19 protein-coding genes are annotated in these 20,912 nt (G+C 38.9%); 5 read left to right on the top strand and 14 right to left on the bottom strand.

Going from position 1 to position 20,912, the window contains the following annotated elements:
• Positions 1 to 126: 126 nt before the first annotated feature.
• The gene (locus tag I2F31_RS00835) at positions 127 to 1,566 is read left to right on the top strand and encodes an NCS1 family nucleobase:cation symporter-1 (RefSeq protein ID WP_195769086.1); all 1,440 of its coding nucleotides are present in this window, start codon (positions 127 to 129) and stop codon (positions 1,564 to 1,566) included.
• A gap of 88 nt (positions 1,567 to 1,654) precedes the next feature.
• Here the strand turns inward: I2F31_RS00835 and I2F31_RS00830 are convergent, their stop codons facing one another.
• Positions 1,655 to 1,996, bottom strand: a complete 342-nt coding sequence (locus I2F31_RS00830; RefSeq protein ID WP_195769087.1) for a YegP family protein — start codon at positions 1,994 to 1,996, stop codon at positions 1,655 to 1,657.
• A gap of 237 nt (positions 1,997 to 2,233) precedes the next feature.
• Between I2F31_RS00830 and ygfZ the strand changes: the two genes are divergently transcribed.
• On the top strand, positions 2,234 to 2,962 hold the full coding sequence (gene ygfZ / locus I2F31_RS00825) for a CAF17-like 4Fe-4S cluster assembly/insertion protein YgfZ (RefSeq protein WP_195769088.1): 729 nt from the start codon (positions 2,234 to 2,236) through the stop codon (positions 2,960 to 2,962).
• A 64-nt stretch (positions 2,963 to 3,026) separates the two neighbouring features.
• Positions 3,027 to 4,421 (top strand): multidrug transporter subunit MdtD, encoded by a 1,395-nt coding sequence (gene mdtD, locus I2F31_RS00820; protein ID WP_195769089.1) that lies wholly within the window; start codon positions 3,027 to 3,029, stop codon positions 4,419 to 4,421.
• Positions 4,422 to 4,575: 154 nt separating this feature from the next.
• On the opposite strand, the gene I2F31_RS00815 is transcribed toward mdtD, so the two are convergent.
• From I2F31_RS00815 to I2F31_RS00765, 11 genes are all read right to left on the bottom strand, one after another.
• Positions 4,576 to 5,139: a cupin domain-containing protein gene (locus I2F31_RS00815; RefSeq protein WP_195769090.1), complete on the bottom strand. Its 564-nt coding sequence runs from the start codon at positions 5,137 to 5,139 to the stop codon at positions 4,576 to 4,578.
• Between the two features lie 86 nt (positions 5,140 to 5,225).
• Positions 5,226 to 5,930 carry an urea carboxylase-associated family protein gene (locus tag I2F31_RS00810; protein ID WP_323127540.1) on the bottom strand — a complete coding sequence of 235 codons (705 nt, stop codon included), beginning with the start codon at positions 5,928 to 5,930 and terminating at the stop codon, positions 5,226 to 5,228.
• 11 nt (positions 5,931 to 5,941) lie between these two features.
• Positions 5,942 to 7,183 carry a M20 family metallo-hydrolase gene (locus I2F31_RS00805; protein ID WP_195769091.1) on the bottom strand — a complete coding sequence of 414 codons (1,242 nt, stop codon included), beginning with the start codon at positions 7,181 to 7,183 and terminating at the stop codon, positions 5,942 to 5,944.
• Complete coding sequence (locus I2F31_RS00800) at positions 7,176 to 7,988, bottom strand: amino acid ABC transporter ATP-binding protein (RefSeq protein WP_195769092.1); 813 nt, start codon at positions 7,986 to 7,988, stop codon at positions 7,176 to 7,178. Before I2F31_RS00800 ends, I2F31_RS00805 begins: the two co-directional genes overlap by 8 nt.
• Before the next feature lie 2 nt (positions 7,989 to 7,990).
• Positions 7,991 to 8,629, bottom strand: a complete 639-nt coding sequence (locus I2F31_RS00795) for an amino acid ABC transporter permease (protein ID WP_195769093.1) — start codon at positions 8,627 to 8,629, stop codon at positions 7,991 to 7,993.
• A complete protein-coding gene (locus I2F31_RS00790) occupies positions 8,626 to 9,288 on the bottom strand; it encodes an amino acid ABC transporter permease (RefSeq protein ID WP_195769094.1) in 663 nt (220 codons plus the stop codon). The genes I2F31_RS00795 and I2F31_RS00790 overlap by 4 nt, the downstream gene beginning before the upstream one ends.
• A gap of 12 nt (positions 9,289 to 9,300) precedes the next feature.
• Positions 9,301 to 10,158, bottom strand: a complete 858-nt coding sequence (locus I2F31_RS00785) for a transporter substrate-binding domain-containing protein (protein WP_195769095.1) — start codon at positions 10,156 to 10,158, stop codon at positions 9,301 to 9,303.
• Between the two features lie 551 nt (positions 10,159 to 10,709).
• Positions 10,710 to 11,204 (bottom strand): DUF934 domain-containing protein, encoded by a 495-nt coding sequence (locus I2F31_RS00780; protein ID WP_195769096.1) that lies wholly within the window; start codon positions 11,202 to 11,204, stop codon positions 10,710 to 10,712.
• Entirely contained in the window at positions 11,197 to 12,840 is a 1,644-nt protein-coding gene (locus tag I2F31_RS00775; protein WP_195769097.1) for a nitrite/sulfite reductase, read from the bottom strand. The genes I2F31_RS00780 and I2F31_RS00775 overlap by 8 nt, the downstream gene beginning before the upstream one ends.
• 163 nt (positions 12,841 to 13,003) lie before the next feature.
• Complete coding sequence (locus I2F31_RS00770) at positions 13,004 to 15,412, bottom strand: glucose/quinate/shikimate family membrane-bound PQQ-dependent dehydrogenase (RefSeq protein ID WP_195769184.1); 2,409 nt, start codon at positions 15,410 to 15,412, stop codon at positions 13,004 to 13,006.
• Positions 15,413 to 15,597: 185 nt separating this feature from the next.
• Positions 15,598 to 16,836, bottom strand: a complete 1,239-nt coding sequence (locus I2F31_RS00765; protein ID WP_228285107.1) for a carbohydrate porin — start codon at positions 16,834 to 16,836, stop codon at positions 15,598 to 15,600.
• Between the two features lie 405 nt (positions 16,837 to 17,241).
• On the opposite strand from I2F31_RS00765, the gene I2F31_RS00760 reads away from it, so the two are divergent.
• Positions 17,242 to 18,276 (top strand): AraC family transcriptional regulator, encoded by a 1,035-nt coding sequence (locus tag I2F31_RS00760; protein ID WP_195769185.1) that lies wholly within the window; start codon positions 17,242 to 17,244, stop codon positions 18,274 to 18,276.
• 41 nt (positions 18,277 to 18,317) lie between these two features.
• Here the strand turns inward: I2F31_RS00760 and I2F31_RS00755 are convergent, their stop codons facing one another.
• Entirely contained in the window at positions 18,318 to 19,532 is a 1,215-nt protein-coding gene (locus tag I2F31_RS00755) for a class I SAM-dependent methyltransferase (RefSeq protein ID WP_195769099.1), read from the bottom strand.
• Between the two features lie 102 nt (positions 19,533 to 19,634).
• Between I2F31_RS00755 and trhA the strand changes: the two genes are divergently transcribed.
• The gene (trhA, locus tag I2F31_RS00750) at positions 19,635 to 20,276 is read left to right on the top strand and encodes a PAQR family membrane homeostasis protein TrhA (protein ID WP_195773450.1); all 642 of its coding nucleotides are present in this window, start codon (positions 19,635 to 19,637) and stop codon (positions 20,274 to 20,276) included.
• 31 nt (positions 20,277 to 20,307) lie between these two features.
• Here the strand turns inward: trhA and I2F31_RS00745 are convergent, their stop codons facing one another.
• Positions 20,308 to 20,907, bottom strand: coding sequence for a YggT family protein (locus tag I2F31_RS00745; RefSeq protein WP_195769101.1), 600 nt, complete (start codon positions 20,905 to 20,907; stop codon positions 20,308 to 20,310).
• Positions 20,908 to 20,912: the final 5 nt, after the last annotated feature.

Below are 20,912 nucleotides of genomic sequence, written 5' to 3'. Positions count from 1 at the left end.
CGTAAAGAATTGTTTATTTAAGCTATTTAGACTTAAGTCGTAGTTTTATATTTATATAAATACTAGTTTTGGTCTGATTCCTGCTTAGCTTAATCACAATGATGAATAAGTTTTAGGAATTATAATATGACGGACCCACAGTATAGTGCCAACCTCACCAATGAGGATTTAAAGCCTGCCAAACAAAATTGGTCTTGGTACAATATTTTTTCTTTTTGGATGTCAGATGTACACAGTATCGGTGGTTACGTTGTAGCTGCGAGTTTATTTACTTTAGGACTGGCAAGTTGGCAAGTTTTTGTCGCACTCCTGCTAGGCATTGTGATTGTTCAACTGTGTGCAAATTTAGTGGCTAAACCAAGCCAAGTGAGTGGCGTACCTTATGCTGTGATTAGTCGTCAGGCATTTGGCGTGTACGGTGCTAATATTCCGGCCCTTATTCGAGGCGTTATTGCTGTGTCTTGGTATGGTATTCAAACATGGTTAGCATCTAATGCACTTATGCTTGTGTTACTCAAATTTTTCCCAAGCTTAGCTGCTCTTACAAGCAGTAGTTTTGTTGGACTTACCACACTTGGTTGGATCTGTTTTGGCTTTATGTGGGTACTACAAGTATTTGTGTTTTGGAAAGGCATGAATGCAATTAAAGTATTTATTGATTGGGCAGGCCCAATGGTTTATGTAGTCATGCTTGCACTTGTGGCATGGTTAATCAGCAAAGTCGGTTGGTCAAATATTTCACTCAATCTTACCGATAAAGTACTGTCTACTTCTGAACAGTGGATGCAGTTTACAGTCGCAGTGGCATTGGTAGTGTCTTATTTTTCTGGCCCTTTACTTAACTTTGGTGACTTTTCTCGTTATGGCAAAGACATGGGCAGCATTAAAAAAGGCAACTTCTGGGGTTTACCATTTAACTTTTTATTCTTCTCATTCATTACCGTCGTGACCGTCTCAGCAACATATAGCATGACAGGTAAAATGATTACCGACCCACTTGAAACAGTAGCATTGGTCGACAGTACATTTGCCGTTGTACTTGGTTTGGTGACAGTGCTTACTGCAACCATTGGTATTAACATTGTGGCAAACTTTGTATCAGCAGGCTTTGACTTCTCTAACGTTTTTCCAAAGAAAATTAACTTTAGAACAGGTGGTATGATTGCTGCTGTCGGTTCAGTACTCATTACACCTTGGAACTTATTTCACTCGCCAGAGCTCATTCACTACACCCTAGATACATTGGCAGCCTTTATTGGGCCGTTGTTTGGTATTTTGATTGCAGACTTCTACTTTGTAAATAAACAAAAAGTGTCTACAGATGAGCTATTTACCGAGAGCAAAACAGGCCGTTATTGGTATAGCAACGGTTTTAACCCAAAAGCAATCTTAACGCTCGTGCCGTCTGTATTGGTCGGTCTATTTATTACCTTTGTACCAACATTTCATCCATTTGCACCATTTAACTGGTTTATTGGCGCATTCTTAGGTCTGACTGTATATAGCTTTTTGTGTAAAGATAAAATCTCAGCACCCGCTGCAGATTTCACACCATCAAAAGATTAAACCTCTAAAGTACCACTACTAAAATGCAACCCAATAAAAAACCTCGCTTTATAAAGCGAGGTTTTTTTATCGCAATCTCATCTGTCAATTACTCTGCAACCGTTAGGTCTTTAATTTTCTCAGTTGGGCCATTTTTCTTTACGGACTCAATGCCATGATCACGAGATGCCACAGTTGCATACATTTGACTTGTACCAATAATCTGGTGATTGGCTGCTTTTAGGTTAAAGTATGCCTTACCATTTTTTGCTTCTAGACGATCATATTTTGTATCATCACCTGAGTTTTTTTGGATTGAACTAATGCCCGTATGTGCCGAAGCTTTCGCTTTATATAGCTCACTCGTTAAAATGACTTCCCCATTACCCGCTTTGAGTACAAAACGGAATTGACCATCTTTTGCTTTTGAAATCTCATAACAACCTGACATATGCCCACCTCATTATTTAATTTAATTCAATTCTTTATATGATCTGCTTACACAACTTGTTGTGCTAGTTTTTAATATAAAGCCTGATGCAACTTTTTAAAAGTGATTATATTGTAACCATTTTATTTTTAATTTTTATTTCAGCTACATTAAAGGATCATCATTCACAATAAACGGCTGATTTTTTTTGTAGAATCCGACAAAATAAGGCAAATAACGCATGAATAGAGATTTAAAATGAGCACACTTTCATTTACTCAATACAGTTTCATTGGTGCAGATGCCACCAAATTTTTACAAGGACAAGTCACCATACATGTAGAGCGTTTAGAAGAAAGTTTTACACAATATACTGTGATTTGTGACCTTAAAGGACGTATTCAATTTGGTCTTTGGCTCAAAAAAATATCTTCAGAACATTTTGAAATAACAGTAAGTTCAGATCAAGCTACTGACTTTGAACAACACATTCGAAAATATGGTGCATTCGCCAAAATTACCCTCAGTGCAGTTGGCGAAGTTTTTCCAACACTAAAACAACACAGCACTGTATTTTCAGCAGAAAAAACTGATATTGTGGCATGGCAACATGAAGCCATTACAGATGGCCAAGCATGGATTACCCAAGCCACTGCACATGCTTTTCAGCCTCAAGAGCTTCGTTTACATCAACGACACGGCATTCAATACGATAAAGGCTGTTATTTAGGGCAAGAAGTCATTGCACGCTTATGGTTTAAAGCACAACCGAAACAATGGCTACACCTAATTGAAGGCGTAGGTACAGCACCTGAACCATTAACAAAATTGGCTACGGGCATTCAAGTGGTGAACAGTCTTGCAGTTGATGAAAATACATACCAAGCGTTAGTCATTGCCAGACCTCAAAGTTTAGAAGAAGAGCAAACATTATCTGTACTTGAGTTACCAACACATTTACAAGGTGATGTTGCAAGACCTAAATAACAACATATTTAGATACGGTCATTTATAAATAAGTAAATGGCTTATTACACACAAGAGAATAACCATGAAAACAAATCAACACCAACCTATAGAAAAGCAATATCGTGCAATTTTATGGTTGGTTGCGATTGGATTTTTCATGCAACAACTCGACAGTACAATTATTAATACTGCCCTACCACAAATTGCCCTCAATTTGCATGAAGACCCGCTCAACATGCATGCCATTGTGGTGGCTTATGTTTTAGCCATGGCCGTGACCATTCCAATCAGTGGCTGGGTAACAGACAAATATGGCTTAAAAAAAACATATTTTGTGGCCATTATTCTATTTAGCACCGCATCGATTGCCTGTGCTTTATCGCATAATTTAACCCAACTGATCATTGCACGTGTCTTTCAAGGCATTGGTGGTGCATTATTGCAACCTGTAGGGCGTTTAACTCTGCTTAAAGTCATGCCCAAAACACAACTGCTGGCAGCATTAAGTTTTGTCACCATTCCAGGACTTATTGGGCCTTTAATTGGGCCGAGTTTAGGTGGACTATTGGTTGAATGGACAAGTTGGCATTGGATATTTTTAATGAATGTTCCTATAGGACTTGTTGGAGCACTTTTCACCCTCAAAATCTTTCCAGATCTGGTTGAGACTCAACTGAAGCCTTTTGACTATATTGGCTTTGTTTTAATCGCAACCACCATGCTTAGTCTGTCTTTCTTACTCGAGCATTTGACTGAGTCTCATGCCAATATGAACAGTATTTTTATATTACTTGGTCTGGCTATTGTTTCTGCTGTGATTTATCGCTTTCATGCCATGAAGAACTCAAATGCTATTTTTGCTGCAGATATTTTTAATGTACGTAGTTTTCGAGTGGGTATTCTAGGTAATTTTTTTGCTCGTTTAGGCAATGGTGCAATTCCATTTTTATTACCACTCATGCTTCAAATCGTACTCAATTTAAATCCGACCATTGCGGGTTTAATGATGATTCCTTTAGCACTGGGTTCAATGCTGATTAAAAAGTACATCACCCGCTTAGTTGGCCGTTTTGGTTATCGTAATATCCTCACAGTCAACACCCTATTGGTTGGGTTAGGCATGATGAGTTTTGCCCTCCTTTCTGCCAACACCCCAATATGGTGGCAAGTGATTCACTTTTTTCTATTTGGCATTGTAAATTCAATACAATTTACCACCATGAATACAGTCACCATTAAAGACCTCTCGCATGAAAAAGCAGGTCAAGGCAACAGCATACTGTCTGTGATACAACAACTCTCTATGAGCATGGGCATTGCTTTGGCCAGTGTTGCACTCAACACCTTTACCCAGATGTACGGAAAAATGCATATCTTACAGTCTTTTCAATATACTTTCGTGTGTTTAGGATTTATGACCTGCATTGCAAGTTTTATCTTTTTTAGATTAAAACAAAAATCACAGCCAATCATTTAAATCATCAACTTGGTACAAAAAAGCAGTAATATCTGTCATAAGAATGAGAAAGATGAGTCATTTATAGTTCCTCAACTTATGGTGCTAATCCTTTGTTTTTAAATAATACAATTATCCACGATCAGGGTTATCTAATATTTTTTAAGCTCACTTACTAAAATGTTACAGGTGTATTTACCCATAATATTTTCGCAATTGTTATACCTATATTTTTATAACCATGTGGTATATTACTTGGAAAATAGAATGAGTCGCCTATCGTAAGTGCATAGGTTTGATCCGCAAGATAAATTTCAATCTCTCCCGCTAATACATACCCCATTTCTTCACCTTGATGTTCAATTTGTCCATCGCTAGCAACGCCAGGCTCAATAATATGTATATTTCCTTGTAATAAACTACTTTTATGATGCGGTGTTAAGTTTTCAAGTTCTATACCACCTTTTTTATTTCTGTGTACAAACCGTTTACGCAAACGCTGGTCTGCTTTCATCACTGGAGAGTCAACAATCCAGTTTTCTGCCATTAAATCTGAAATATTGGTATTTAGTGCTGTAGCGAGGCGGTGTAGCATGGCTAGAGAGGGGGTTGCTACTTCATTTTCGATTTTTGAGAGTAAACTTTCCGAACAACCTACATTTTGTGCTAATTTTTTTAATGTCATTTCTTGCGTTAAGCGTGCATGACGAATTCTTAGACCTAGATTTGACAGTTCCATTCCACTAACGTTTCCTTTTTTATATGCTGTACCTAAACAGCAATGTGTCCAAAAATCACGATTGGACACATTAAGCTTAAAGCGAATTATTCATTCATAACCTGAAAATGTACCGGTTGTGGTGTACAGTTGTTGATTGGAATAATATCTTGTGGACAAGCAGACATCACTACAACACAATTGAGCTCAGCCCTAATTTCAATATAATCTCCAGCTTTACTCACTGTCGGCAACCACGAAATCGTGTTATCTGGATTCACAGGAATATTCATCCACAAGTTTAATGGTTGTGGGACTTCTTTTGCACGTAAACCAATGGCTTTTAGTGCTAATCGCATATTATCTGCACAGCTGTCATGATACCCTGAAACCCCTAAATTGGTATAACGATGTAGATCACAGGCGGCAATTAAAGTGTCGTGAATGCCTGGTGATGTATCTGTGAGCAAAGTACCAATAGGACGGCGTTGATTAGTGACTAAAGCATCTCCCTCTTTAGGTATAATTTTATCAATATATGCACGGGTATGCTCCATTGATGAAAACTCACTAAGATCATCACTATTAAACAACCAAGTATCACAGACCTGTGTTCCAAAGGTATTGACTATACGAATAATTTGCCCTTTTTTCAAACGCACTGCACAACCACAACGGGCAGGAACAGTATATACATGCTCAAGGGTTGGGTTGCCATCATTAGAAATCGCTGAAGATAAACTTTGGTTAAGACCTAATGCATCACCATTATCTTTACTACAACACATAGGATAGGTTGTTGGGATATTCACAATATAACTCCTTAATCTTGATTGGCTAACTCAGCTAGACAATAAGCCAAAGCTTGAGCACCCAAATGTAGGTGGTCGGGGTGGGTATATTCAGCAGGGTTGTGGCTAATACCACGATGACTCGGAACAAAAAACATGCTGGTTGGGCAATGTTCTGCCAAATGCATCGCATCATGGAAAGCACCAGACATCAGGCTCAGGTGATCAATATGCAGTGCTTTGGCAGTTGCGCATTGCCTTGATAAAAGTGCTGTATCAAAAGCCACAGGCTCATGGTCAAATATGGCTTTGATTTGAATGTTATCGCCCATGCATTGCTGTATTATCAAATCAAATTCAGCCAATACATCGGGGTTGGCATGGCGAAAATCCAATGTGAATGTCACACGAGATGCAATGGTATTAATTGCATTTGGTTTGATGTCCCAACGACCAAAAGTAAGACGCAACTCATCTACCGGTAGATGGGACACAGATTGCTCAATTTGATCTACCGTGAAACGTGCCAACGTCATGGCATCTTGGCGAATGGGCATTGGTGTTGTACCTGCATGGGCAGACTCACCTAAACAGGTGACTTCGTACCAACGTACACCTTGAATCCCATTCACGACAGCAAGTGGTCGGTTCTCAGTTTCTAAAACAGGTCCTTGCTCTATATGTAACTCAATAAAAGAAAAAAATGGCACACGACTTCGCCGAGGTAGATCTGAAAAATGCTGATGACATTGTTGAAGTGCTTGCTTCAGTGTGATGTTATTTATATCTTTATGCGTTAAATAGCTTTGTAAAAGTTCAGGCTTCACATAGCAACTCGACCCCATAGCACCTGGTGAAAAGCGACTCCCTTCTTCATTTGTCCAGACCACCACTTCAATAGGCCTACAGGTAGTGATTTTCATTTCATTCAAAATAGCAAGACATTCCATACCAGCAATCACGCCATAACAGCCATCTAGATTACCACCACAAGGCTGAGTATCAATATGACTGCCAGTAACCACAGGAGGTAAGTCCTGCTGTCCTTCACGACGAATAAATAAATTGGCACACTCATCTGTAAAAACCTTACAGCCCAAGCTATAAGCCCAGTCAATTAACCAACGTCGTGCCTGTATTTCTATTTTAGAAAGTGCTTGACGATCAACACCACCGTTATCTAAAGCACCAAAGAATGCCAATTGTTTTAATTGATCTAACAAACGTTGTTTGCTCACCTTCGATGCAATGTGTACAGGCGTATTTTCAGACATCACTGACTCCCTGTTCAGCAAATATGCGCGAGCGTTTAAACCAAGGTGCGAGAAAGTTTTTCAGACGCTCAGTTTTAGGCTGATGAAAAAGCATATGAGGCGAACCACTTTCAATGATGCCGCCATCGGCCATAAAAACAATCCGCGATGAAATTTTTGCAGCAAATGACATCTCATGCGTGACCATCACCATGGTCATACCTTCATTCGCAAGAGATTGTATAACCTCTTCAACTTCCTCTACCCGCTCAGGATCTAATGCCGATGTTGGCTCATCTAAGAGCATTAACTCAGGCTCTAAAGCCAGTGCACGGGCAATACCCACTCTTTGTTGCTGGCCACCTGACAGTTGGGCTGGACGAGATAATGCTTTTTTCTCCATACCCACCTGAGCCAAAGCCTTGGATGCTTTTTCTCTGGCAAGCTCTTTAGGCATTTTTTGACCAAGAATCAATGCCGCACAGACATTTTCTAATACCGTCATGTGTGGCCATAAATTAAACTGCTGAAATACCATAGCCAAAGGTTGACGCACCTTTGCAATCAATGCCGCACTATCACGGTCTTTCAAGCCACGTGCAGGACTGCTATAGCCCAGCATCTGGCCTTTTATGTACACTTCACCCTCGTCATAAGCTTCTAGAAAATTCATGCAACGTAATGCGGTGGTCTTACCAGAGCCTGAAGGCCCAATCAATGTGACAATCTCACCCTGATTGACCGTTAAATTAATATCTGTTAACACTTTATGATCTAAAAATGATTTTCCGACATGGCGTAGTTCAAGAATCGGTTGACTATGCATGATTATCCTTTTAAAACCGTACGACGAAGCAATTGAATACATACACTCACACCTTGTGCAAGCAGCCAGTAACTCATAATTAACAAGGTATACGGTATAATATAAGTATAAGTATTCGCGACTATTTGCCCTGTAATCATGGTAAGTTCGGGTACAGTAATCACAGAGGCAACGGCACTCTCTTTAATGGTTAAGATGATCTGATTGCCCAGTAAAGGAAGGCTAAAATGGAGTGCTTGCGGCGTTTTAACATGCCAAAAAATTTTCCAAGCAGAAATATGATGTACTTGTGCAGCTTCTATTTGCCCCACAGATACACTCTTCCATGCCACACGAAATATTTCCCCAAAATAAGCTGCACTATATATTGCCAATGAAATAACAGTGGCTTCAACCGCACTGAGCATAATGCCTACTGAAGGCAGACCAAAATAAATTATGGCAAGCTGTGCTAAATAAGGCGTGCCACGAATTAACCAAATATAAGTACGCCATAAGCCATATAGTAATGGGTGTAAATGAGAAATGGCCTGAAAAGTAAAGCCAATAATCGCTCCAAGCAATGCTGCACATAAACTGATACTGAGTGTCACACCAATTGCACGTGCAAAATCGGGCAAATAAAGTAAAAAATCACTCATGGCCCTTCCTCTTGATACCAACGCTGTTCAATAAAATGACCAAGTAATGAGAGTAAACTGGTGAGGACTAAATAAGATAAAGCAATAGCAATATAGACTTCTAATGGCTTATAGCTAGAAGAGGCTAACTGTTGCCCAACCCTCATCAAGTCTGTAATGGCTATCACAGAGACCACAGCAGAGGCTTTAATTACATCAATCAACTCTGAAATGAGTGAAGGTAATGTTAAACGTAGCACTTGTGGGACTTGCACATGCCATAAAATTTGACGTGCGGTCATACCACAGGTGAAAGCAGCTTCTATTTGGCCTTGTGGTATGGCATTAAACCCACTACGCAAAATTTGTGACTGATATGCAGCGGTATTTAATGTCAGTGCAACCATGGCGGCAACATAACCTGGCAATGATAAATCCAATAGACCTGGCAAGTAATAACAAAGCAGTACTTGTGCTAATACAGGCGTACCACGAAAAATACTGATATACACAGAGGAAAACCCTCGGGTGTATACCGATTTATCAACTTGCATTAGATAAACCAAGATTGCGACAAAGAAACCCGCAACCATGGCGACACTACATAATAAAGCAGTTGTGATTGCACCATCTAATAGCATGGGTAGCCAGTCAATCAGCAAGCGTAAAAAATCAACCATAATGATAAGCTCTTAAAGCTCAGGTACAGGCATTTTTTCTGCAGGTACATCCATTACAAACCCAAACCATTTTTGTTGTAATGCTTTCATCGTGCCATCTTTATTGGCTTCGGTCACACCATCACTAAAGAGTTTGACCAAGGATGCACTGTCTTTATCTTGACGCCCAACCCATCCAAAATAAGTGGTTGGACCAAGCATGGGTTTAAGGGTGCTAAAAACACCTGGGCGAAACTTAATCAATGGACCTAAATTTGAAAGTGATTGAGCAACACCATCTAAACGTTTATTGGCTAGATCTGCATAAGCTTCATCAAAAGACACATATTGTTTAATTTCTTTAATACCAGGCTTACCACGAGCTTTTAATTGCTCATTAAAAATCTGAAGCACCTGAAGTTGCCCTGAACCTGCTTGTGAGCCCACAACTTTGCCACTCAAGTCATCTAACGTGGTGATCGTACTGTCTGCATTACGCTTAAGTAAAGCCACTGTAGATTCAGCAATTGGAGCAGTAAATGCAAAGTGAGCGATACGCTGTTTATTTACAGTTACCGCAGTTACCACAAAGTCAAATTTTTTCGCATCAAGACCAGGTAAAATACCTTGAAATGGTACATCTAACTGTTTCACTTTCACATTTGGTAATTTCTTTTGAAGAATATGATTCATTAAATCGACATCATAGCCAACGATTTTCCCATTTTCTATTGACTCAAAAGGTGCGTAACGTGCTTCTGTGGCAATGGTAATGGTTTTCTCTGCTTTAATACGCTCTAACAAATCTGCACTATGTGCTGTAACAGAAAGTCCGCCAGCCAACCCTAACATTACCCCCAAAAGAGAAATTTTTTTTATACTGAATGTCATATTTTCCTCCAAATAAAGTACCTAACAATAAAATTCAAGTAACTTGAATAATGTTAAATATGCATGAATTATGCCATTTTTAAATTCATTCAAAATATAATTTTTAATAGACTGTAATTTAAATAGAAATTAAATTTGACTTAAAAAGCATTAAGTTCAGATACCCAACTTTTGATCCCCAAAAAGCGTTTTTATTTTTAATAATGGTGCAAGAATTATTCTTTTTGTAAGCAAAAATCTAAAATGATCAATATATGTTTTAAAGTCTGATATGTTTATTAAACCCTACAATAAATTTTTATGCCCCCAAAATTAAGAAAAAACTGTTTTTGGAGATTCACAAAGATTTTCTTTTTGAACTTTCGATTAAAAAATAGAAAATATCATCGAACACCGAGTTCCTTATACAACTGTGAAAAACACTTGAAGTAAAATATCAATAGACACTTTGAACCATGCTTTACCTTTTTTTCACCCAAGGCCACATTTTTAATAGCATTCTGACATAAAAAAATAGAGCCATTGAGGCTCTATTTAAAGTGTAGATCTATTTAATGTGTGATCTGACCCGTCTGATAATTTGCATTTGGCACAGCCGTTGAAATCTGATACGGCTTGGTAAAATCATTCAGCCCAGACTTGGCTTCATCTATACTCTTGCCTTCTTTCAACACAAAGCTGTCAAAGCCCGAACGTTTCAAATAGTTTAATACATCTTTAAAAATATCACCCACCGCTCTTAACTCACCTTTAAACCCCTGACGGCGTAAAAGTGCAGCAAAAGAATAGCCTCGACCATCATTAAAGCCAGCAAATTCAATGAAAATACTGTCTAAATCAGTCAGAGGAAACACATGATCTTCAGGTGTATCATCTACCGTAATTAACAGTGCTTTTTTACCACTGATTTGTGCAAGTAATTCGAGCTGTGCTGTGGTTAATACAACATCACCTTGTGGTAAAACACCCTCTTCATCAACAATCTGATAAGTGTTTTTAGTTACTAAACCATCTTTTTGTAGCACAGGAAAGTCAAGATTAAGCATATGCTCGCTCCTTAAATGGTTTAATACCTACACGGCGATACGTATCAATAAACTTTTCATCGTTTTCACGCACGTCTAAATAAGTATTTAAAATTTCTTCAATCACATCAGGTACGGCATCTGCGGCAAATGCTGGCCCTAAAATATTACCAATAGAAGCATCATGGTCGGCATGACCACCTAAAGTAATTTGGTAGAACTCGGCACCTTTTTTATCAACACCTAAAATACCAATATTTCCCACATGGTGATGACCACAGGCATTCATACAACCTGAAATATTTAAGTCTATTTCTCTTAAGTTATACAGCATGTCTAAATCGTCAAAACGACGAGTAATCGCTTCAGAAATTGGAATAGATTTGGCATTGGCAAGCGAACAATAGTCACCGCCTGGGCAACAAATAATATCTGTTAAGAAGCCAATATGTGCTCTTGCCATATTTGCTGCTTCTAACTTTTGCCATAATTCAAACAAACGTTGTTGCTCTACATCAACCAAAGAAATGTTTTGTTCATGCGTGGTTCTTAGCTCGCCAAACGTATATTCATCGGCTAAGTCTGCAATAAAGTTCATTTCTTCTGTGGTCATATCACCAGGGGCAACACCTGCACGTTTTAAGTTAATGTTAACAATACGATAGCCTGATACTTTATGTGCATGCGTATTGACGTTAAACCACTGCTTAAATTTAGGATGTGCTTGAAATAATGAGTCAAAATTTTCATCTGCTTTGTCTTGGTATGCAAATGGCTTAAACACCTCGTCCATTTTTTGTAGCAAACTTGGCTCTACCGTTAACTGCTCACGCGTATGTACAAACTCAGCCTCTACTTTTTCTGCAAAGACTTCAGGTGTCATGGCTTTGACCAAGATTTTAATACGTGCTTTATATTTGTTGTCTCTACGACCATGCAAATTATATACACGTAAAATTGCATCAAGATAAGCAATTAAATCTTGGCGAGGGAGAAACTCACGAATCACGCTACCAATTACAGGGGTTCGGCCTAAACCACCACCTGCTTTAATTTTATAGCCAATCTCACCCGCTTCATTTTTCACAATATAAACACCAATATCATGAAAAGAGGCTGCTGCACGATCTTTTTCTGCTACAGCAGACACTGCTATTTTAAATTTACGCGGTAAAAATGCAAACTCTGGATGGAATGTACTCCACTGACGAATTAGCTCACAGGTTGGACGAGGGTCAGCCACTTCGCCTGCAACAACACCTGCATATTGATCAGTAGTCGTATTACGAATACAGTTACCACTGGTTTGAATGGCATGCATTTGCACTGTTGCTAACTCTTCCAAAATATCTGGCACATCTTCTAACGCAGGCCAATTCAATTGAATATTTTGACGGGTTGAAATATGAGCATAGCCACGGTCATACTGTGTCGAAATATCAGCAATCTTTCTCAGTTGTGTAGAGTTCATTAACCCATACGGTACCGCAATACGTAGCATTGGGGCATAACGTTGCACGTACAAACCATTTTGTAAACGCAATGGGCGATATTCATCTTCAGACAACGTTCCTGCTAAGTAACGTTGTGTCTGATCTCTAAATTGGGCAACTCGTTCATTCACAAGTTGTTGGTCATCATCAGTATATAAATACATGGCGTCTAGCTAGTAAAATTAATTTTATGTTCATAGCATACGAGTATTTGATCTATCAGCGAAATGCTTTTTTTGCATATTTAATAGCGGTTTTGCTTATAAAGGAATAACAAACATAAAAAAAGCCCAGTCTAAACTGGGCCTTTTTTACAACTGATTTAAATTATTTTGTATCAGGTAAAGCATAAGCAACGAGGTAGTCACCCATTTTTGTACCAAATGAACCATGACCACCAGCCATAATTACAAGGTACTGCTTACCATCAATTTCATACGTCATTGGTGTTGCTTGACCACCTGCAGGTAAGCGAGCTTCCCACAGTTTTTCACCATTGGTAATGCTGTACGCACGGATATAGTTATCTTGTGTGCCTGCAACAAACATCACATTACCCGCTGTAGAAATAGCACCACCAAGGCCTGGCACACCAATTTTCATTGGTGGTAATTGGAACAATTTCGGTAAACTGTCACGCACTGTACCAATACGTTTTTTCCATGCCACTTGGTTTGTATTTAAGTCTACTGCTGCAACATAACCCCAACCTGGTTGTTTACATGGTAAACCAAGTGGTGATAAGAACGCAGAGATTTCAACACCATAAGGTACGCCGTACATTGGTTGAATACCATGTTCTGTACCTGCACCTTTTTCCGTCACTTTACGATTAGGATCTTGTGGAATCAGACGAGAAACGAATGGTAAAGCCAATGGATTCGTCACAGCAACTTGACGGTCAGGGTTAACTGAAATACCGCCCCATTCAAACACACCTAAGTTACCAGGGAATACTAACGTACCATTTTCAGAAGGTGGCGTATAAATACCTTGGTAGTTTAACTTTTTAAAGTAAATACGGCAGTACAACTGATCGAACATTGTTGCACCCCACATTTCTTTATCTGTTAACTTATCTTTTGGTGCAAGATTCAGCTCAGAGAAAGGTTGTGTCGGAGAATAACGCTCGCCTTTAGTTTCAGGGCCAATGAGTGTCTTTTGTGGAACAGGACGCTCAGTAATTGGTACGATTGCTTTACCGTCACGACGGTCAAATACAAATACGTTACCAGTTTTCGTTGGCACATAAACCGCTGGCACAACTTGACCTGACTTATCTTTTACATCAGCCAATGTCGGTTGTGACGGAACATCCATATCCCAAAGGTCATGATGCGTGGTTTGGAAGTGCCATACCAACTTACCTGTTGTTGCATTTAATGCCAATACAGAGTTTGCATAACGCTCTTTCAGCTCAGTACGGTCACCACCCCAAATATCAGGCGTACCTACACCTGTTGGAATATAAACCATATCTAACTTTTCATCATACGCAAGCGGTGCCCACGCATTTGGAGAGTTATTTACATACGTTTGGTTAGGACCAGGAATTAAGTTCGGATCTAACGCACCTGTATCGAATACCCAAAGTAACTTACCAGTATTGACATCATAACCACGAATCACACCAGATGGCTCTTTAGTAGAGAAGTTATCTGTTGTTGCACCACCAATAATAATAGTTGTACCTGTTACAACAGGCGGTGATGTTGGGTTATAACCACCTGGATACGCATACGGCATATCTTTTTGTAGATCAACTTGGCCATCTTTACCAAAGTCAGTACATGCCTTACCTGTGTCTGCATTCACAGCCACTAAACGACCATCATTGACAGGTAAAATCACTTTACGAGGACATTGCGTTGATTCAGACTTTTTGAACTTCAAGCTTGTTGCAAATTCTTGAGTATTGTTGGCATCATAATAAGACACACCACGGCATGTTAAATGCTGGAATGTAATATCAGATTTCAACTTAGGATCAAAACGCCATTTTTCTTGACCTGTTTTAGGGTCAATCGCTATCAATTGCTGATGTGCAGTACAAATAAACATGTTACTACCAATTTTAATTGGCGTAACTTGGTTTGTAATTTCACCAGGATCATTTGCAGTTTTAAAGTCACCTGTACGGAATACCCAAGCCTCTTTTAACTCTTTGACATTTTTGTCGTCAATTTGAGTCAGTGGCGAGTAACGTTGGCCATCTTGTGTACGACCATATGCAGGCCAGTCACCATCAGCTACGCCAGGCATTGTTGATGCTTTTGCAGGCTGTGCAGTAGTGATTTCGCCATTAATTTCTTGCGGGTCATTAAATATAGAATAAATCATGACCAAAATTGCGATCGCTAACGATCCTGCAAGTACTAAACGGCTAGGTGCAGTTGGTTGTTTAAGCCCACGAGTAATCGCAGGCAGTAACATCCAAACACCGAGTACACCTAAAATACCCAAACGTGGTACCAATGCCCAAAAATCTGAACCGACTTCCCAAAGTCCCCAGATTATTGTACCAAGTACAACAATTGCGTAAATCAGATAAGATACGATTGATGCGCGAAACAACAATACGCCAGATACAATAAGCAATAACCCAGTAATCACATAATACGTTGTGCCACCGAGTACTGCTAGATAACCACCGAAAGGAAATAAAATAAGGCCCAATACCACTAGGATAAAAGCAGTAAAATTCCTCATTCCTGAGCTCTTTGAGGGTTGATCCATAATCACCTCTAGTTTATGGCTAAAGCCAAGTAAAGACATACATCTTACTTTTGCTTTGCCAGTCTTTTATATCAATGGGGATAGACCAATGCTTATATTATGTTTTTAGTTCACACTTCAAACAACCAAGCACAGATCTATGATGAAAAAATATATTACTTTTTACAAAAATCGTAGCCAGTATTTTAGAATGCTGTGGTCAATTTCACACCACCAACCCAAGCATTATTGCCATCTTTTAAGGCACCAACATGGTATACATATTGAATATTTGGGCGGACTGTAAGCCAGTTCGTGACATTCATACCATAGTAAAGTTCAGCATTATATTCGCTATTATAGCCTGATACATTTTTATGTATACGACTAAAGCCTAATGCAACCTCATCTTTCGCTCTTGCATCAAATAAACCCACATAGCTTAGGCCAATGTTTTGCATATTCGATACTTGGCCATCATCACTATTACTTGGGTCATGATCAAAGAATGAAGCACTTGCAAAACCAGTTAAGCCACGCGTCGTATCACCCGCTTGAGCAGTAAGTTGTTGTTTTGCAGAAACCCAAGCACCTTGTTTATGGTCAATCCTTTGACCGCTGGTGTTTTGATCTACCGTACTGTAATAATAACCTACACGATATTCACCAGGTAAATGCTGTGCTGTCAGTTTCGGTTGCCATACCATCTCTACAGGAATTAAAGCACCATTTGAACCATCTGTGTTTAAATTGAAACCTTTACCACGGTCTAAGTTTTCAGCATTGTGCTCAAATGCACCCACTTGTACAAAAAGATCTGGTTGTAAATTGTATTTTACGCGAACCGCCCATTGGCTGACTGGCCAGTTGTACCATTGATCACCTGCCCAGTTACCCATTTGACCGCCACATAGGGCCAAATTTTGAAAGTTACAGTCTGCACTATTAAATTCGCTGGGTTCGCCAAAACGACCCACTTTAATATCTAATTTTTGATCAAAAAATTGTTTTTTAATCCATAGATTGGTTAAACGCCACGTTTGACCACGACCATAAACCTCTTGAACTTGGCTAACTTGGTGTTGTAAGGCATCAGCACTACTGGTGAGGTTTTGACCATTACGATAAGTCAGGGTAATGCCTGCTTGTGTGTCTTGCCAGCCTAAAATTTTACTCAGGTCTAAATCTGCGCCTAAACTAAACTGGTCTGCATATTTTGTAGGGTGACTAGAGGTATTCTTTGAGTCTAAAACTGTTGCTAGCTCCCCCGTATAACCCATTGAAAAGTCATAACCTTGAGCTTTAAGTGCTTCTCTTTGTCCATTCCAATCGCCCAACATATATGGGCTATTGCGATCAAAAGCAGTCGACGCTTGAGCTTGAGTAAGTCCTGCACATATTGCGACACATACGCAACATGCTAATGTTAATTTTGTTGTTTTCAACGTTACACATCCTATGTTAATTGTTGACTTGTGTAGCATACTATTTATTTTGTTACACTTGTAATTTATTTTGTTAACCTGTTGAATATTAAAAACTTATAGTTAGAACAACAATATCCAAAGTACATAAAGTGCTTTAATCGTACTAAAAAATAAAGCTAGGACTCTGTTTTTAATAAAATTATTATTCAAACATAGCGAATCCGCACAATAAATAAAGTATTTACTCTATTTATATGAAATATGCTACCATCTTGCCAAGTTTATCGGTCTAGCAATCATTTAACCTTGTGCCAAATACCTCGAATGAGCTGTGTGTAACAACTTCAACCCGTATGAAGGCCAAGAAAATATGCGACCCCAATATGATTACATGACAAACATTTAGGTTAAATTGCTGTGATAATGAGAGCACTTGAAGAATTGAGCGTAAGCCGTGATACGATTAGTATTTATTTTGTGAATGCTGCTTTAAAAGGCGTAAAAAAATTAGGCATGGATGCTGAAACCCTGCTGTCACATGTGGGAATTGAAGCTGAATTACTCAAGCAACCCAAAGCACGTATTTCACCAGAGCAATATACTCGCTTTGTTAAAATGTTATGGATGGTCACACAAGACGAACATGCAGGATTTTCTTCACAACCTCGCAAGTTAGGTACGTTTGCCATTATGTGCCAATTGATCATTCACTCAAAAACCTTAGGTGAAGCACTCGAATTATCTAGCCAATTTTATAGACTGTTTGCGGATGATTGGTTTATTTCAGTAGAAAAAGACAAACATGAAGCACGCTTTGTACCTATGATTCCACAAGCCGATGACCCAGACCATTACATGACTGAAAGCATGCTCATGATTTGGCATGGCTTAGCATGTTGGCTCATTGATCGCCGTATTCCACTCGAGCGTGTTCATTTCAACTACCCTCGACCAGAGCAAGCAGATGAGTACGACGCTTTATTTTTTGCACCTGTGATTCAATTTGGTATGGCACGTACAGAAATTACCTTTGCTGCCGACTATTTAGACCTACCAATTCGACAAAATGTAGATACTTTAGAAGAGTTTCTAAAAGCTGGGCCAACCCAACTGTTGGTTAAATTTAAAAATACCAATTCTTTAACTTCTCGTATTCGAGATGTACTCAAAAGCCACATTGGCGAAGAAATGCCAACACTGAATGATGTCGCATCTATGTTATATCTTTCTCCACAAACATTGCGTCGCCGTCTTGCGGCCGAAGGTCGCAGTTATCAGGGTGTCAAAGATGCTTTACGCCGCGATGCAGCCATTCATTTACTATTACAACCTAAACTAACATTGGAAGATGTTGCTCAACAGGTTGGATTTAGTGAAACCAGTACATTCCACCGTGCATTTAAAAAATGGACTGGTGTAACCCCTGGCTTATACCGCCAACTACACGGTTCTCTTTAAATAAAAAGCCCAGTCAAATACTGGGCTTTTTATTGATATGCTTAACAACGGCAACCATGCTTATCTTCATCCACTAACTCATTAGCAAGCAACCGCTCTAAGCTTTGAGTTTGTATACCATACATTGCTTTTAGGTCTTGAATCTGTTGCATTATTTTTGCATCAGGCTTGTCTAAGTGTTTTTTCTTTACCGCTAAAATCATTTTATTTTTATTGGTATGACTGAGTGCTACAAATTCGAATACTTTGGTTTCATAGCCATATGCATTTAACAATAGAGCTCTGATCGTATCAGTAAGCATTTCGGCTTGTTGCCCTGCATGCACACCATATTGCAACATTGGTTGTACTACATTTGGGCTAGTCAGTTGTGGTCTAAGCTCTTTATGGCAACAAGGGGCACATAAAATCAGTGATGCATTTAAACGTATACCACAGTGTATGGCAAAGTCAGTTGCAATATCACAGGCATGTAAAGCCACCATCACATCTAGACGTTCAGGCTGATAATTCCGTACATCTCCTTCAAAAAAGTCTAATGCCTGAAAATTGTTTTTTACTGCCACATCCTGACAGAACTGAACTAAATTCTCTCTCAGCTCTACACCAGTGATTTTTGGCTTCCATTTATTTTTCTGCAAATAGTCATACATTGCAAAAGTTAAGTAACCTTTACCTGAGCCAAAATCAACAACATTTACATCATCTTTAAGCTGTTTTTGCTCAGAGAGTGCTTGGGAAAAAATCTCAATAAATTTATTAATTTGTTTCCACTTTTTTGCCATACTTGGAACTAAAACGCCCGCATGATCTGTAATACCAAGTTCCTGTAAATAAGGTGCTGTTTGCTCTATAAGACGTTGTTTTTCACGGTCATGTTTTACTGTGAGTGTTTTTTGTTTTGCCAACGGCTGTATGGTCATTAAGTCTCTTTTTTTACCTCTTTTAAATTGTACTTGTTGTTCTAGCTCCCACAAGTTTGCTTGTTTTACTTGAGAAAATAATGCTTCAAATACTGCTATGCCCTGCTCAAGGTTATAATTCTTAGTCACATCTTGAGTTTTGTAACGATACAGCACAGACAGCTTTTGTTGTTGCTGTACTTCTACCAATCGAAAAGTTATTTTTTCTAGATCAGCTTCTTCACCTACATACTGACTTAAAATTAAGCGATCAAACTGTCCACGGTCTAAGCACTGACGCAATAGAGCCACAAATGAGATGGCTTGCGGGGAAGGTAAAATGGCTTTAGACATGGTTGGATCCTTTAAAACAGTTACAATTTCACCATAAATAGGTTTACTTTACAGCGAAATTTCAATTAATATACAAGTGTATTTTTAAACAATGTGTTGATGATGAACCATATTACCGCTTTAGATTATGATTCCACAGAAGAAAGATTGAACGTGCTTACTCACGGTATTGGTGCGGTGGTTGCCATTATTGCAAGTGCAGTATTGCTCTATCAGCAACGTGAGCTTGCCACAGGTGCATGGCTTAGCTTATGTGTCTATTGCTTTGGTTTAATCTTTGTGCTCAGTAGCTCAACACTCTACCATTGGTCAAAAACACTAGAACAACGGCGTATCTATAAAAAACTCGACCATACAGCAATCTACTACCTGATTGCAGGAACATATACACCACTACTGTATATCAACATTCCCACCACCAAAGCACATTATATCTTGATTACCTTATGGGTGATTACTGCAATTGGGACTATTTTTAAGATTTTTCTCGCACATCGTTTTGAGAAAATGTCCTTATTTGCTTATATTGCGATGGGATGGCTTGCGGTTTTAATGTTCAATGACATGCGAGTGTATCTCAAACCTGAATGCCTTCAGCTTATTGTGGTTGGTGGCATTGCCTATACTGTGGGTGCTATTTTCTATGCCATTGAACGTATTCGCTTCAACCATGCAATTTGGCATGTGTTTGTACTACTTGGTGCCGGTGCTCACTTCTTAGCAATTGCAAAATATAGTGTATAAAAAATAAGGGCATATCATATGCCCTTAAATATTAAAATGTAGCAAGAAGTACAATAGAAATTTGTTTCATAATCATTTCAATAAGTTGCAATGCAAAAAAAGCAATAATTGGAGATAAGTCAATCATGCCCATATTTGGTAAAATTTTACGTAGTGGGGCTAACAATGGCTCTGCCAATTCTTGAATCACTTCAATATACGGTGAACGAGACTGTGTAAACATCACTACCCAGCTTAAAATAATGCTGGCAAAAATTAAATAACGACAAAACAAAATCACACTTTCAGTGACTGCCATAAATGTACCGAGTAATAACCCAACAACACTACTGGCTAAATTGACATATTTCACGTCAAAAATTTCTATCCCATTACCAAAAGTGCTATAACCCCACACTTTAAATAAGAATAAAATGAGTAATAGAACAACGGCCGCAAGATTAATACGGCCTTTGGCTAAAGTTGGGAAAATTCGGCTAAATATATCTACAAAGCGTGTTGACTTTAAAGTCGCTAACACCACAGGGTTGTATGGGCTGACCATTGCCAACTGCGTTAAAAACCGAAAAAACACCAATAAAATTGCGGCATTTACAATCACACTAAAAATTAGCGCACTACCTGCACCCATATAAA

Origin of the sequence: Acinetobacter rathckeae, assembly GCF_015627125.1 — a bacterium.
Classification (GTDB): domain Bacteria; phylum Pseudomonadota; class Gammaproteobacteria; order Pseudomonadales; family Moraxellaceae; genus Acinetobacter; species Acinetobacter rathckeae.
The sequence above is the reverse complement of the archived record's forward strand: the minus strand, read 5'-3'. Positions and strand labels throughout refer to the sequence as shown.

Bases quoted from the DNA above. Each gene is read 5' to 3' on its own strand.
- I2F31_RS00835 (WP_195769086.1), top strand. From the start codon at position 127: ATGACGGACCCACAGTATAGTGCCAACCTCACCAATGAGGATTTAAAG.
- I2F31_RS00830 (WP_195769087.1), bottom strand. From the start codon at position 1,996: ATGTCAGGTTGTTATGAGATTTCAAAAGCAAAAGATGGTCAATTCCGT.
- ygfZ (WP_195769088.1), top strand. From the start codon at position 2,234: ATGAGCACACTTTCATTTACTCAATACAGTTTCATTGGTGCAGATGCC.
- mdtD (WP_195769089.1), top strand. From the start codon at position 3,027: ATGAAAACAAATCAACACCAACCTATAGAAAAGCAATATCGTGCAATT.
- I2F31_RS00815 (WP_195769090.1), bottom strand. From the start codon at position 5,139: ATGGAACTGTCAAATCTAGGTCTAAGAATTCGTCATGCACGCTTAACG.
- I2F31_RS00805 (WP_195769091.1), bottom strand. From the start codon at position 7,183: ATGTCTGAAAATACGCCTGTACACATTGCATCGAAGGTGAGCAAACAA.
- I2F31_RS00800 (WP_195769092.1), bottom strand. From the start codon at position 7,988: ATGCATAGTCAACCGATTCTTGAACTACGCCATGTCGGAAAATCATTT.
- I2F31_RS00795 (WP_195769093.1), bottom strand. From the start codon at position 8,629: ATGAGTGATTTTTTACTTTATTTGCCCGATTTTGCACGTGCAATTGGT.
- I2F31_RS00790 (WP_195769094.1), bottom strand. From the start codon at position 9,288: ATGGTTGATTTTTTACGCTTGCTGATTGACTGGCTACCCATGCTATTA.
- I2F31_RS00785 (WP_195769095.1), bottom strand. From the start codon at position 10,158: ATGACATTCAGTATAAAAAAAATTTCTCTTTTGGGGGTAATGTTAGGG.
- I2F31_RS00780 (WP_195769096.1), bottom strand. From the start codon at position 11,204: ATGCTTAATCTTGACTTTCCTGTGCTACAAAAAGATGGTTTAGTAACT.
- I2F31_RS00775 (WP_195769097.1), bottom strand. From the start codon at position 12,840: ATGTATTTATATACTGATGATGACCAACAACTTGTGAATGAACGAGTT.
- I2F31_RS00770 (WP_195769184.1), bottom strand. From the start codon at position 15,412: ATGGATCAACCCTCAAAGAGCTCAGGAATGAGGAATTTTACTGCTTTT.
- I2F31_RS00760 (WP_195769185.1), top strand. From the start codon at position 17,242: ATGAGAGCACTTGAAGAATTGAGCGTAAGCCGTGATACGATTAGTATT.
- I2F31_RS00755 (WP_195769099.1), bottom strand. From the start codon at position 19,532: ATGTCTAAAGCCATTTTACCTTCCCCGCAAGCCATCTCATTTGTGGCT.
- trhA (WP_195773450.1), top strand. From the start codon at position 19,635: ATGAACCATATTACCGCTTTAGATTATGATTCCACAGAAGAAAGATTG.
- I2F31_RS00745 (WP_195769101.1), bottom strand. From the start codon at position 20,907: ATGGGTGCAGGTAGTGCGCTAATTTTTAGTGTGATTGTAAATGCCGCA.